The sequence below is a fragment of the Bacillus sp. WC2507 genome, from assembly GCF_052656125.1.
Genome location: NZ_JBQXPN010000001.1, coordinates 876795 through 890977, shown reverse-complemented (window position 1 = coordinate 890977; position 14183 = coordinate 876795). Strand labels below are relative to the sequence as shown.

Here is a 14183-nt window from a genome sequence, read left to right as displayed (position 1 = left end):
TTCAATAGTTTTTAATTAGCAGCAATATCCACCATAGCCGCCTGCGTAACCGCCGTAACCACCGTATCCACAAGAACCGCCTCCGCCGAAGCAGCTAGCACCGATGATAATTAATAAAATAAACAATACGATTAGAAGCGCAAAACCGCCTCCGCACCCATGTCTGCGGTTACAATCATCATGTCTGTGTTCACACTTTTCGCTCATTACCCTATTCCTCCTTTAGTATCATTCATAACAAGTTCCTCTTGTTCTAAATGAGGGGATTCCATTTATATTATGTTTTCAGGGCAAATCGGAAGCTTGGCTTACATAAAAACGGGCTTGTTTTAGAAATTGGGCTTCATCAAAAAAAGATACCAATTAAGGTATCTTCTAAATAAACATATTCAATAAAAGTGCAAAACCAAATGCAATAAATGATAATAACGTCTCCAGCACGGTCCACGTTTTAAACGTTTCCTTCACCGTCAAACCTAAATACTCTTTTACGAGCCAGAACCCTGCATCATTTACGTGAGAAAACATTAATGATCCTGCGCCGGTTGCAATAACAAGCAACTCCAAATTCACACCAGACATGTGCTGAATAACTGGTGAAACAATTCCTGCTGCTGTCGTTAACGCTACTGTCGCTGAACCTGTTGCAATTCGAATTAATCCAGCTACCATGAAAGCTAATACAATTGGTGATAACGATATATGTTCTGCCATTTGCGCAATCGCCGTTCCAACGCCGCTTTCAATTAAGATTTGTTTAAATCCACCTCCTGCACCGATAATTAAAATAATGGAACCGACCGGTAATAAACTGTCATCCGTTAATTTTTTAATCATCTTTTTATTAATTCCTTGTCTTATTCCAAGTAAATAAAATGCTGCGAAACATGAAATAAGTAAAGCAATTACTGGACTCCCTATAAATACAAAAAATTCAGTTATCTTTTTCGGTAATGAAATATACGGTGCAACTACTGATAAAATCATCAATACAACTGGTAATAAAATAATAAAGAATGAAACTTTACGACTCGGTAAGTCTGTTGATACAGTCGTAACTCGAACAAGCTCTGGTTCATTTTCAGGTATAACCCTCTTATGTACCCACTTTGCAAATACTGGTCCTGCAATAATAGCTGTTGGTAACGCGATAATTAATGAATATAAAAGTACTTTTCCTAAGTTCGCGTTATAAATACCGATTGCTGTCATCGCCCCTGGATGTGGTGGCACGAGCCCGTGAACAATAGATAATCCCGCAATAACAGGTAATGCGATTAATAATATATTTTGCTTCGTCGTTTTTCGAATGGAAATAACGAGTGGTAATAAAATGACAATACCCACTTCAAAAAACACAGGAATCCCTATAACAAATCCTGCAAATAACATAGCCCAAGGTAGTTTCTTCACACCGAAAAATCGAATAAAGAAATCTGCCACTTGCATGCCGGCCCCTGAATCGGACATCATTTTACCTAAAATTGTTCCGAGAGCTAAAATACCAACTAAATGCCCTAGTACACTACCAACACCAGTTTCATAGGCAGTCACTATCTTCGTTAAATTCAGTCCAGACATGATGGCTAAAAATAAACTCGCAACTGTTAAACTAATAAATGCATGCCATTTCCACCATGATACCCCTAAAATAACAATGGCGATTGCAAGTAACGTGACGATTAATAAGTATATATCCATCTCTCATTCCGATACGATAAACTTAACTAAATCTATACAATTCAATCAAATTTACACAAGTTAGTGCTTCAGCGTGTTCTCGCAACCCCGAAGGGACGAGGGGTATAACACTCCACACGAGGCAGTATCGTTACCTCCTATTATCAAGCATTTATTTTACCCATCTTGATAAATTTATCGACGCATTTACATCCCTATCGTGATGGCTATTGCATGGAACACAACGCCACTCACGTATTTTTAAACTCCACTGTCCTTCTGGTTGAACTGAATGGTCGTATTTTACTCCGCAACATGAACAAATCTTGCTTGAGGCGAACCATTTATCAGCTTTTACATACGCAATGCCATACTTCTCGCACTTGTATGACAAACATTGAAAGAAGAAGTGTAATTTTTGAAAGGAAAATGCTTTCGATAGTTTTTTGTTTTTTAACAGGTTTGAGATAGATAAGTCTTCCACAACAATCCTCATTGGTTTGGTTTTCACCAATTTAGCTGTTGCTTGATGGATATGGTTATTTCGGATATTCGTAATTTTCCTAGATAACCGCAGGTGCTCAGTTTTCGCTTTTTCATATCCGGCAGATTGAATTTTTACACCTTTTTTAAATCTCCTAGACATATCTCTTTGCGCTGACTTTTTCCTTTTCAAAAGTTTTTTAATCTTGGCATCTTTGTTTATATTTCGTTCTTTCGTACCATTAGAAGCTACAAACAGCTCTTTTAAACCAACATCCACACCAATCGACTCATTCGTTAGTTCCTTTGATTCAAAGTCTTCTTGGAATCCTACACTCATCCACCAGTGACGACCATCAAAGGTAACTCTTGGATTTGATGGCTTTTTGTTTCTTGGTAGTTGTTGGCTTGTTTTCACTTCTCCAATGGACTGAATATGAACTACTTTCTTGCCTATAATCAGTCTTTCATAATTGGCATAAAATCCTTGGATTAAATCTTTTTTGGATTTATAAGAAGTGTGATAACCATTTTTGTACTTTTTGAACGAATGTTTCCTCGCCGTATCAAAATCTTTTGAAGCCTGTTTAGGAACTTGTGCATTAATGTCTTTTAACCACTCATATCTCTTTCGCTTCTTGATCTTTGTAAATCGTTTCTGTAAAGCTAACTGTGAAACAGATTTCCCAAATAGCTTATAGTATCTATCACTCATTCTTTTACAATAGTTATAAGCGAATCTTGCAGCGCCAGCATGGTTTCTAAGCACTTGTTCTTGTTCAGGCGTTGGAATTAGTCTAACTTTCTTCGCCAATATCATCAGAATGTAACTCCTTTAATGAAAGATTTGTTCTTCTGAATCGTAGCGTGTTCCACCAGCATTCTCCTGAGACTATTCGGATGCAAACCTGTTAATTCTGACACTTGACTAACTCGTGAAAATTTCATTATTATTCTCACCTCATTGAACCCGACATAGCACGTACGTTCGATATTTTCAATGAAGTTTGATAGATTTAATAAAATTTATCTCGTTCAACTAAGGACGCAATTCCTTAGCCAGTTCTCTTATGAACTTCTCATGTTTTCACATGAGCGCAGACTATATGTTTATCTACTTAGAGATAGAGGATTTTTCCACCACCATAGGCTTGTGGTGTACTCTCGTCAGTTATACGAGATAGTCGTTGAACGTTCATCTTATCACTTTTGACTTAGATGATTCGAGGCGGAAGACCCATTGTTCTAGTGTTTAGGATTTAACCTTGCACGATCTGATTGATTTTTTCTGCTTTCGCGACATTCACGCTCACCATTTCTAGCCACGTTGTAGTTCAATCAGCTTTAGGGATTGCCCGCAGTTAACCCTCACTACTAGCCAATCACTTGACTAGCAGGGCTTACTGATATATTTAATTAACTTTCGTTATAATTGGTTAAATAAATTGTAACAGTTAGTTACCCCTTACTTTATAAAAAAAGAGGGAAAATCCCCTCTTTTTATACGTCATAATTCACTACATAATGCTGCATTTCTGTATTGTAGTAGCCTTCGCTATATTCAATTACTTCGCCAACTTCATCGTAAGAATAGCGCATACGTTTTAATAGCGCTGTCCCCTCTTTTTCGCCTAACGCTTCTGCAACGAAACTAGGCGCAAGTCCAACAGCGAACTCATCTCTGAAGTTTTCTAAATGTATACCTCGGTCTTCAACTAAATCGTAAAGCGATTGTAGATCAAAGTCCGATAAATCTGTACTTGCCATTTTAGCTGAGAAATAGTGCGTATAATGAATGTACGGTGCATCATTTAACGTATATAAACGTTCAATACGAAAACTCTCTTTACCGAATAATCGAAATGGCACTGTTCCTTCTTCATTCTGAACGATTTCTGCTTTTAGCAATTTCTTCTGTACTTTATATCCTTCTTCCACTAACACTTCTGTAAATTTCTTACCCTTTGACAGTTTTGTCGCAGAAGTATTACGGATGACTTTCGTTCCTTTACCGCTTTTCTTTTCCAAATACCCTTCTTGAGCGAGTTCTTTAATCGCATTTCGTACTGTAATTTTGCTCACTTTGAACTCTTCTTCTAACTGCGGTTCGGAAGGAATATTCGTATGAATCGCATATACACCATGCAATATTCGATCACGAATAATGTTTTTTATTTGTAAATATAATGGTCCTTTTTTCCTCGTTACGTTCACCGTTACACCCACTACCTTTCTACATCACCTACTGATGCCGTCATTGCCCGAAGTATATCCTTCTCTGATGAAATTGGCGTATCACCGACGATTGTATGTGCAAGCATTCCAGCTGCTGACGCAAATGAAACAGCTTTCTCTGGTGCAAACTCTTTTATCTCGCCATGAATAATCCCGCTCGTATAAGCATCTCCAGCACCTATTCTATCATATACAGAAAACGTAAGTGTTTTTGCAAAAGTGAACGCACCATCTTTACATATAAACCCGCGAAGCGAGTGTGTATTATCACTATTAATAGAGCGATGTGTACCGGCAATTGTAGCAATATGATATGTTTCAGCTACTTTTGGAATAAGATCAACAAGTTGAGCCTCTCGTTCCGTCTCTTCTGTTTTCATTCCTAGAACAAACATCGCATCTTTTTCGTTCATCATAACGATATCAGCAAGAGCAAGCATTTCTTCATAATGCGATTTCGCCTGTTCATATCCGTCTTCTCCCCAAAGTGACGGACGATAATTGCAATCAAAAACAACAGTGCCTCCGTTTTCTTTAACTGCTTTCGCTAAAGATTTCATATGTTGGCGCACAGTATCATTCATCGCAAGTGTAATCCCGCAAAAATGAACGATATCAATTTCCTTTGCGATTTCTTCAAATTGATACATCTCTTCAGGTGCCGTATTGAAGCTACTTTCTAATCGATTCGAATATGTAACGCGGCTTGCACGTGCGCCAAATCCATTTTCCAAAAAGTACATACCGACATATTTGCCACCTCTTGAAATAAACGAAGGACGAATACCTAATTTCTGAATGTGTGATACCGCAGCATCTCCAACCGAATTTTCCGGTAAAGTTGAAATAAGAAATCCTTCATGCCCGAGATGAGAAAGCGCGGCTACAACGTTCACACCTGTACCAGAAAATGAGTAATGTAATGTGTTAGCTTGCGACAACAACTCATATCCTGGTACTTGCAGGCGCATCATTACTTCGCCAAATGCTGCAATTTTCTTACGCATATTGATCAACTAGCTTCTTCACTACTGCTAATAATTCACGAACATCTTCTGTTTTCGTATTACCAGTTTCTTTATCAATAATAGAAGAGTACACGTGCGGGATAACTTGCTCTACGTTCGCTTCAAGCGCGATACGTACAATTGTTTCAAAGTTTTCTTTATCAATTCCGCCCGTTGGCTCTAATGCAAATCCTTCTTCCGCACACGCTTTCGCAACTGCGCGATATTCTTCTTCATGAGCTAACCCTTTCATTGGGAAGTACTTCAATGAATTTCCGCCCATATCACGTACAAGTGCGATTGCTGTTTTAATTGGAACAATTGCTTTTTCTTCTCCGGCCGCACTAATGGGACCAGTAGAAATATTTACGTACCCTACTTTTCCTGTTGGCGATACTAAACTATTAATCCAGCTATTTTTTCCATCAAGATTTGCACGCGTTGCTCCAACTGAAGGGAACACTTGGTTAATATGACTACCAGGATAATGCTTCGCAATTTCAGCTACAACTGCCGCTTGACGATTATCTCCTGCTCCTAGCCCAATTGATACAGCGTCATCAATTTCTTTTCCGTATGCTTTCATCGCTGTAACTGCTTCTTCTACTGTTGGGTAATCTTTTGATAAAACACCGACTACTACGTAACCTTCTGCTGCTTCGAAAATATCTTTCGCGTTTTGGATATTGTTCGCTAATACATTTAATGCTACGCGGCCTTTATAAAAACGTTTTTGAATGTTTGTCATTTTAGTTTCCCCCTACAATTTCTCTCATTTTTTCTTCAATCACATGTATGTCATCACCTTGAAGTGGACGTGGATCAATATCAAAGAATCCTTGTCTTACTCCGTAATCACGTGTATAAATTGCGATTTCCCCTTCGCGTAATGCTGTTACAACGTCTTTTGCTGATTTATTTAACTCTTTCTCATTAATATGAATACGAGCTCTAAAGATCGCTCTTCCCGCTTCATCTTGAACGATCGTTACATGTACGCCGTTTAATTCTTTTAGCGGCATAAGTACTTGTAACAACTCTTTTTCTTGCTGGCTCTTATCTTCTTTTACTCCGTACTCATCAAGAGCTTGAAGTAAACCAAATGTTGTTTCTTTCCCAACCTTCATACTTCTTCCGATGCAATGTAACTGCACTTTCAGCCACTCAATATATTTTCGTTTACCGCCAACAATACCAGAAGTTGGTCCTTCAATTGCCTTTGAACCGCTATAAATGGCAAGGTCTGCATACTTCACATATTTTTGAATATCTTCTTCAGCTGCCGCATCGACGATAAGCGGGATGTTATTTCGCTGCGCAACTTCCCAAGCTTCTTCAACAGAAATCATATTTTTTTGCACGGCATGATGAGACTTCACATAAAGAATCGCTGCTGTATTTTCACCAATTGCGTCTTCAATATGCTCTGCTTTCCCTTCATTTGCGTAGCCAACTTCTACAAGTTTACCGCCACCTAAATAAATCATCGTTTCAACAGGAGCACCATACTGAACGTTATGACCTTTTAACATAATCACTTCGTTTTTCGCGATGACCTCTTGATGAAGTCTTTCACTTTTACGGCGATTTCCTTCTGTAACGATACCAGCGATAGAAAGCGCAATTCCGCTTGATGCTGAGTTCACAACGACCGCTGCTTCTGAATCTAGAATTCTCGCAATATGGTCTCCTGCTTTATCTACTAAATCTGCAATTTCCACATAATTTTGTCCACCATGTTTCATCGCATCCATAACTGTATCTGTCGGAGCGGATACACCTAAAATACTCATTCTACCGCTCGCGTTAATCACTCTTTTTAATCCGTACTTAGCATTCAATGAATGACCCATTGATTACAACCCCTTTCGTATCAATTCTTCTTTCAGCAATGCGCTGATCCCCTTCTGAATCAATTAACGTAACCTTCTCATCTTTCACCGTAAATAAAGTTAAGTTTGCAATATCTCCTTCTTGAATGCGGCCAAGCTCTGGTTTTTTTAGCCACTCTGCCGCATTTTTCGTAACCGCATCAATCACTTCTTCTAGCGGATAACCTAAGTAAAGGAATTTCGAAAGAACGTGAGCCATACTATACACTGGACCGTGTATACGATTCTTCCGGTAAATATCTGTACTAATTGTATGAAAGGCAATATCGTGACGCTTTGCCGCTTCTGCTACTTTAAAAGAAAAACTAGCATTGCCGTGACCAACATCTAAATGAACACCGCGATTCACTGCATCTAGTAACACAGGTAGCGGTTTGCCTTCTTCATCAAATAAATTATTTTCTTTCCCGTTTAAATAATGTGTAATGACATCATCTTTTTCTAAAAGAGGTACAACTTCCTCAATGCGAGGAGGCGCTGAACCGATATGTACCATAATCGGTAATGATGTTTCACGGGATAAAGAGCGTGCAACATGAAGTGGTTCAATTCCACTATCACAAACGACACTCTTACTCATTCTCGCTTTTAACCCAACGATTACATCTTTATACTTTTCTACTGCTTCTATTACTTTCTCTTTATCTATCCATTCCATATTGGATAATTCATCAATTCGTTTCAAACCGATGCGAGAAATATTTAAAAAGGCAAATAAATTCGTTTTCGCCTGTTCTCTACTTTTTACTAAATCTGCAATGCGATCAGCTCCGCAGCTACCTGCATCAACAATTGTCGTTACCCCTTGCTTAACGCCAATTTCATCCACCTCATCGCCATACGGATCAAACTCTGGAAAAGCATGAACGTGTAAATCAATCCAGCCACTCGATACGTACGTACCTGAGTAATCAAGAACCTTTCCAGCCTCACCAGCACCAGCTTTCGTCACCTGTGCGATTTTATTATTTTCAATTACAATGTCAATCTCTTCCCCGTTCACACGTTTCACATTACGTAGTACGAATCGTTCTGTCATTGTACTTCCACCCTTTTCTATAAGAAGCCATAAGAATACGCTTACATTAAAGTTTCATTTTATATGTCTTTCACACGTTTAGCGTAACACAAAAAAAGGGAGAAGTAAATATAACGTTATAATGTTTAAAAGTGAAATAAAAGATACTCCTCAAAATGCTGATAATATAGGAAATTATATCAACGATTTTTCGAATATATCTATCATAACTTACAATATATCAACGATTTTGCAATTATATCTATCATAACTCAAAATATATCAACGATTCGACAAGGAATATCGATTTACCGACAAAAAACGCCAATCCCTTTCTTATATACGAAAAGGCTGCTCCAAAACAGAACAACCCCTTTTCCTATTCCTGAACCGTCACAATAACCCCATCCATATTATTCCCCGAAATTTCATACTGCTTATTCACCGGAACATTCACTTTCCTATTCCCAGAAACTTTATAATAAGAAACCGTATATTTCTTACCTTCCACATCGGTTGTAATTTCTTTTTTCTCTTTTAAGAAATCTAAATATTCTTCTAGTGTGAAATTCTTTTTTTGCATAATCGCACTATGGGGTAAGCCGACATAACGGATATGCCATGGCTCATATTGAATGCCTGTAATATTGCTTTTATTTTTCGGATAACGTAATACAAAGCCGTGCTTCCATACGTTTTCTTCAATCCATTTTCCTTCAGGCGCTTTCTCCATTTTCTTTTGCGTAGAACCAACGTCGAGTGATAACCCTAAATTATGCTCACTGTATCCTGCTGGGAGTGCATAATCAGATCCCATGTCTTTATATAATTTACTTTGCTCTTGAAAATCTCGATACCCGCTATTCATTAAGAAATGTTGTACGCCATCTTTTCCAGCCGCATCGACAACGTTCAAAAACTTTTTTACAATATCCTTTGATAAACGCAGATTTCTATCAAATATTACGTAACCTCTTACTAATTCACTGTTGTGATTTACATTTATAATGTCAGACCTAATACTATCTTTTTTTACTGGGTAATCTTTATTAACTAATAATAGATCCCCTTTATAAATTTGTTCTTTTGTAATCTCTATCTTTTCCATATTTGCAGTCTTTCCTGCACTATTTTCCCCGCCAATTTTCACATCAATTTCCTTTTGAAATAACGGTGATATATAAACGCCCACACAGATTGTGCATGCTATAAAAAGAGAAATAAATACCCACTTTTTCATTTCTAGTTCCTCCTTAACGTAACTTACGTATAGAATAGAAAAAACTATTAAAATAAAAAGTGGGATAAAGTTTAAATTTTTATTAAATTGTTACATTCTCGTCTTTTGGCAATCGTACTTCAAATATTGTTCTAACTACATTACTTTCAGCCGAAATCTTCCCATCATGCTGTTCAACAATATTTTTCGCAATAAATAGCCCAAGGCCTGTACCACCTTGCTGCTCTGATCTTGCCTTATCACCTGTATAAAACATATCAAATAGATACGGTAAATCTTCTTCTGGAATGCTATCTCCGTAATTCATAACTTGTACGACAACTTCTTCATTATCGATATACCCATTCATATCAACAAATTGCCCATCATATCCGTATCGAACGGCATTTGTTAACAAGTTTTCAAATACTCTGGCTAACAATTTTCCATCACCGTTAATCGGTAAATGCGGATCAACATTCAACCTTGCTTCTAAATGATGTTTCTCTAATAACGGATATAATTCCTCATCTAACTGTATAAGCAGCTCACTTATATCAATTGGCTTTTTATTTAGTTGTAACATGCCATAGTTCATACGTGTAATTTCAAATAATTCATCAATTAAGCTTTCAAGCCTTTGCGATTTCGTAAAAGCAATCGTGGAAAAGTGTTTAATTTGTTCCTTCGTCAAATTCTCATCTTTAAGAATTAGGTCTAAATAACCTAAAACAGATGTTAACGGCGTTCTTAAATCGTGAGCTAAGTTAACAATAAGCTGGTCCTTACTACTTTCCGCAAAGTCTCCTCGTTCCACTGCTTCCTTTAATTTCTCACTTGCTACATTCATTTCGCTTGCGATATATCCAAACTCATCATTTGATGAAACGCGCACTTTATTTGTAAAATCTCCGTTCGCCAAATGATGAATTCCGTTTGAAATCTCATCAAAATATTTTAAATACGGCCTAGTAAGGAAGAAGAAAAACATAATGGACAGAGGGATGAAAATAATTAAAAAGAAATTAACATCCCCAATTTGTCTTACCATGGAACGAAATTGAGCTAACGGATCCTCATAACGAACGACTAATTTATAATAAATCCGTAATCCTTCATAAATGAAATACGTTATGCCAGCAGCTAATATCATACTTAACGCAAATAGCATAACCATCTTCGAGCGAAAACTTCTCATCTTTTTAGCCATTGAAAGTATACCCTACTCCCCACACTGTTTTTATTAACTTATCCTTTCTTTTATCTTCCCCAAGCTTTTTCCGCAACGTACGAATATGTACCATAACTGTATTTCCGCCTTCAAAATAATCATCCGCCCACACTTGCTGAAAAATATTTTCCACATTGTACACTTTCTTCGGATGGCTCGCTAATAAATATAAAATATCAAACTCTTTTGGCGTTAATTCAATTTTCTCATCGTACACATCTACCGTTCGGCGCTCAGGATCAATCACAACTCCGCCTATGGCTAAAGCAGATTTGCTCTCCGCTACTTTCGGTTGATTTAACGTAAGAAACCTACGTAATTGTGCATTTACACGTGCAACTAATTCAATCGGTGTAAAAGGTTTCGTCATATAATCATCTGCACCCAATACTAAACCTGTCACCTTATCAAAATCAGACGTTTTCGCACTTAAGAAAATGATTGGCATATGGTGCTTCGCACGAATTTGACGCGTCACTTCATAGCCATCCATTTTGGGCATCATAATATCTAAAACAACTAGGTCGATTGGCTGCGTTTCAATAATATGAATTGCCTCTTCCCCGTCCGCTGCTTTCACGACGTGGTAACCTTCTTTTTCTAAATGTATCTCAATTAAATCAGCAATTTCTGCCTCATCATCCGCTATTAAAATTGAAATGCGCTTCATTTTACTCCCCCTTTTTTTCATTCCATTTTTATACGCTCGATTGTAAACTAGTCTTGCCAATTTGTACAATACAAAAAGGCTACTCGTTAGAGCAACCTTAGTAAATAGAATTATATCAGCTATTTTCCAAATATATCGACTTACCGAAAAAATCCTCCCGTTATTTGCGGGCAGCCCAATGAAACTTCCATTTATCGCGCAAAAACAATACGCTGCTTCGTAATTTCTGCTAGTCTCCCGCGATCTACCTCATACTCAGCATCAACACTTTGCGGTACAATCACTTTCCCGCCCTCAAGCGTCACTTCTGGTGAAATAATATCCTTCTCCCAATGTCGACTAGAAGCAGATATATCGCCTGGAATCGTAAAATTCGGCAATGAAGCAAGCGCAACATTTTGTGCTCGTGAAATCCCCATCTCCACCATACCCCCGCACCAAACAGGGATATTATGTTCCATGCAGTAATTATGAATTTGAATAGATTCTGTTAATCCGCCCACTCGCCCCGGCTTAATATTGACGATTTGGCAACTGCCAAGTGTAATCGCAACGCGTGCATCTTCTAAACTATGGATGCTTTCGTCTAAGCAAATTGGCGTTTCCATTTTCTTTTGCAACTGTGCATGATCAAGAAAATCATAATCCGCTAGCGGTTGCTCGATCATCATTAATTGAAATTCATCTAATCGTTTCAACTTCTCTACATCAGCTAATGTATACGCTGAATTTGCATCAGCCATTAACGGGATGCTTGGAAACTCTTTACGAATTTCTTTCAATAATCCGTAATCATGCTCTGGCTTTATTTTCACTTTAAAACGCTCGTATCCTTCTTCCGCGTACTGCTCGATTTGTTTTAGCATAACCGGAATTGTATTAATCCCTATCACAACGCCGACTTCAATTTCAGACCTAGTTCCGCCGAGCAATGTCGCAAATGAGCTCTTTTCACGCTTCGCATATAAATCCCAAACAGCCCCTTCAATTCCGGCCTTTGCCATTCGGTTTCTTTTTATATGCTGAAACAAACTCGGCATTTCATTCGGATGAGAAATTTCAGCCTTTAATAAATCAGGTAATAAAAAATCCTGAAGTACATGCAGTGCCGTCTTCACTGTTTCTTCCGTATACCACGGTTCAGAAAATGCAACGACTTCGCCAAATCCAATGTATCCGTCTATATCTTCTAATTCAATGACGATACTCTCACGCTTTTCATACGTTCCGTAGCTTGCAGCAAACGGGATTACAAGTGGCATTTCCGTTATATGAAGTGTCGCTTTTTTTATCTCCACCTACATCTCCTCCACTAATTGTCTTAACTCTCGTCTTAACAATTTCTTCGAAGCATTTCGTGGTAATTCCTCTAAGAAACACGCTTTCTTCGGCACTTTATATTTCGCTAATTTCTCTTCGCAAAAACGAAGAATTTCTTCTTCTGTTACCGCCCCGCTTTTTACAACAAAAGCAGCTGGTACTTGGCCCCAACTTTCGTCCTTCATACCGACAACACCCGCTTCCACTACCGCTGGATGAGAGAGCAATACTTCTTCAATTTGAGCTGGATATATATTTTCCCCACCAGAAATAATTAAATCACTGCGGCGATCTAATACGTATAAAAATCCTTCCTCATCTAAATAACCGAGGTCACCAGTATGAAGCCAACCATTTCTGATCGCCTCACGCATCGCATCTTCACGGTTAAAGTAGCCACCTGTTACGTTCGGTCCTTTTACTACGATTTCGCCTTCCGTATGCGGCGGAACTACGACGCCATCTTTTTCAATACGAAGTTGGCACTGAAATAATGGTTTTCCAGCTGATCCTACTTTCGTTAACATGTAATCTGCAGATAACGTACAAACTTGGGATGATGTTTCTGTCATACCGTACGTTTGATACACAGGAATTCCTTTATCTACACACGTTTCTAATAACGGTTTCGGCGCTGGCCCTCCGCCAAGTAACATGCATCGTAAAGAAGAGGGATATGTTCCTTCTCCAAGTCTCTCTAATAAATCAGTTAACATTTTTGATACGACAGAAATAATCGTAACGCCTCTCGTTTGAAGTGCTTTATGAATAAAGTCCGCATCATATTTTGGAACGAGTAAAATGCGCATTCCGTACATAATGTTTTTCATTAAAAGAGAAAGACCGCCAACGTGGAACATCGGCATACAAGCTAACCAGCAATCATCATCACGAAGTCCTAAATTAAGCGAAGAACCAACCGCGCTTGCCCAGTGATTCCCGTATGTTAAAATAACGCCTTTCGGCTTCCCTGTCGTCCCTGACGTATAAATAATTGTCATCGCTTCTTCTAAAGAGAATTCTTCTTGTATAGATGCTTCCGCCTTCGGTCCATTCATCACTTCAGCGAATGAATAGATAGGAACAGCATTAGCATCAAAATCTTGATCCGTCACTAAACAAATAACTTCAGCATCATCCATTTGCCAAAGTAGCTCTTCTCTTGAAAGACGCGTATTTAAAAGTACAGCTACTGCCCCTACGTAAGATAGGGCATGAATAACTGTAATCATCTCCATACCATTTTTCATCAGAACAGCCACCTTTTGCCCACGCTTCACTCCAACATGTGAAAGGTGCTCACAAACAGATACTACTTTTCCATGCAGCTCCATAAAAGTAACTTTCTCTTCCTCTATTTCAATTGCAGTGCGATCTGGTGTTAAAAATGCACGTTGCATTAACCAATTTGGCATCGTCTCCATCATC

Annotated in this window: 13 protein-coding genes; all 13 read right to left on the bottom strand. The window is 38.3% G+C overall.

Translation table 11 applies throughout. The features are described 5' to 3' along the window. Positions 1–15: 15 nt before the first annotated feature. The 13 genes from ACUN28_RS04775 to ACUN28_RS04715 all read right to left on the bottom strand — a co-directional run bounded on the left by ACUN28_RS04775 (position 16) and on the right by ACUN28_RS04715 (position 14179). Positions 16–207: a YjcZ family sporulation protein gene (locus ACUN28_RS04775; RefSeq protein ID WP_001290399.1), complete on the bottom strand. Its 192-nt coding sequence runs from the start codon at positions 205–207 to the stop codon at positions 16–18. 168 nt (positions 208–375) lie between these two features. After that, positions 376–1701: a gluconate permease GntP gene (gene gntP / locus ACUN28_RS04770; RefSeq protein ID WP_016085787.1), complete on the bottom strand. Its 1326-nt coding sequence runs from the start codon at positions 1699–1701 to the stop codon at positions 376–378. Positions 1702–1852: 151 nt separating this feature from the next. Continuing rightward, positions 1853–2983, bottom strand: coding sequence for an RNA-guided endonuclease InsQ/TnpB family protein (locus tag ACUN28_RS04765; protein WP_016085786.1), 1131 nt, complete (start codon positions 2981–2983; stop codon positions 1853–1855). Positions 2984–3663: 680 nt separating this feature from the next. Further along, a complete protein-coding gene (locus tag ACUN28_RS04760; protein WP_000539282.1) occupies positions 3664–4389 on the bottom strand; it encodes a GntR family transcriptional regulator in 726 nt (241 codons plus the stop codon). After that, on the bottom strand, positions 4389–5405 hold the full coding sequence (locus ACUN28_RS04755) for a sugar kinase (RefSeq protein ID WP_016085785.1): 1017 nt from the start codon (positions 5403–5405) through the stop codon (positions 4389–4391). Before ACUN28_RS04755 ends, ACUN28_RS04760 begins: the two co-directional genes overlap by 1 nt. Then, positions 5398–6153, bottom strand: coding sequence for a 2-dehydro-3-deoxy-phosphogluconate aldolase (dagF, locus tag ACUN28_RS04750; protein WP_016085784.1), 756 nt, complete (start codon positions 6151–6153; stop codon positions 5398–5400). Before dagF ends, ACUN28_RS04755 begins: the two co-directional genes overlap by 8 nt. 1 nt (position 6154) lies before the next feature. Beyond that, a complete protein-coding gene (locus tag ACUN28_RS04745; RefSeq protein WP_016085783.1) occupies positions 6155–7258 on the bottom strand; it encodes a DgaE family pyridoxal phosphate-dependent ammonia lyase in 1104 nt (367 codons plus the stop codon). Continuing rightward, the gene (locus tag ACUN28_RS04740; protein ID WP_016085782.1) at positions 7236–8336 is read right to left on the bottom strand and encodes an amidohydrolase/deacetylase family metallohydrolase; all 1101 of its coding nucleotides are present in this window, start codon (positions 8334–8336) and stop codon (positions 7236–7238) included. The genes ACUN28_RS04745 and ACUN28_RS04740 overlap by 23 nt, the downstream gene beginning before the upstream one ends. A gap of 358 nt (positions 8337–8694) precedes the next feature. Beyond that, a complete protein-coding gene (locus tag ACUN28_RS04735) occupies positions 8695–9555 on the bottom strand; it encodes a D-Ala-D-Ala carboxypeptidase VanY (protein ID WP_016085781.1) in 861 nt (286 codons plus the stop codon). 82 nt (positions 9556–9637) lie between these two features. Further along, positions 9638–10744, bottom strand: coding sequence for a sensor histidine kinase (locus ACUN28_RS04730; RefSeq protein WP_016085780.1), 1107 nt, complete (start codon positions 10742–10744; stop codon positions 9638–9640). Continuing rightward, positions 10737–11435, bottom strand: a complete 699-nt coding sequence (locus ACUN28_RS04725) for a response regulator transcription factor (protein WP_016085779.1) — start codon at positions 11433–11435, stop codon at positions 10737–10739. The genes ACUN28_RS04730 and ACUN28_RS04725 overlap by 8 nt, the downstream gene beginning before the upstream one ends. Before the next feature lie 191 nt (positions 11436–11626). Further along, the gene (menC, locus tag ACUN28_RS04720) at positions 11627–12733 is read right to left on the bottom strand and encodes an o-succinylbenzoate synthase (RefSeq protein WP_016085778.1); all 1107 of its coding nucleotides are present in this window, start codon (positions 12731–12733) and stop codon (positions 11627–11629) included. Then, a complete protein-coding gene (locus ACUN28_RS04715) occupies positions 12734–14179 on the bottom strand; it encodes an o-succinylbenzoate--CoA ligase (protein ID WP_016085777.1) in 1446 nt (481 codons plus the stop codon). Positions 14180–14183 lie beyond the last annotated feature (4 nt).

Coding starts and splice junctions, on each gene's coding strand:
- gntP (WP_016085787.1), bottom strand. CDS start 1,701: ATGGATATATACTTATTAATCGTCACGTTACTTGCAATCGCCATTGTT.
- dagF (WP_016085784.1), bottom strand. CDS start 6,153: ATGACAAACATTCAAAAACGTTTTTATAAAGGCCGCGTAGCATTAAAT.
- ACUN28_RS04755 (WP_016085785.1), bottom strand. CDS start 5,405: ATGCGTAAGAAAATTGCAGCATTTGGCGAAGTAATGATGCGCCTGCAA.
- ACUN28_RS04735 (WP_016085781.1), bottom strand. CDS start 9,555: ATGAAAAAGTGGGTATTTATTTCTCTTTTTATAGCATGCACAATCTGT.
- ACUN28_RS04740 (WP_016085782.1), bottom strand. CDS start 8,336: ATGACAGAACGATTCGTACTACGTAATGTGAAACGTGTGAACGGGGAA.
- ACUN28_RS04775 (WP_001290399.1), bottom strand. CDS start 207: ATGAGCGAAAAGTGTGAACACAGACATGATGATTGTAACCGCAGACAT.
- ACUN28_RS04745 (WP_016085783.1), bottom strand. CDS start 7,258: ATGGGTCATTCATTGAATGCTAAGTACGGATTAAAAAGAGTGATTAAC.
- ACUN28_RS04715 (WP_016085777.1), bottom strand. CDS start 14,179: ATGGAGACGATGCCAAATTGGTTAATGCAACGTGCATTTTTAACACCA.
- ACUN28_RS04725 (WP_016085779.1), bottom strand. CDS start 11,435: ATGAAGCGCATTTCAATTTTAATAGCGGATGATGAGGCAGAAATTGCT.
- ACUN28_RS04765 (WP_016085786.1), bottom strand. CDS start 2,983: ATGATATTGGCGAAGAAAGTTAGACTAATTCCAACGCCTGAACAAGAA.
- ACUN28_RS04730 (WP_016085780.1), bottom strand. CDS start 10,744: ATGGCTAAAAAGATGAGAAGTTTTCGCTCGAAGATGGTTATGCTATTT.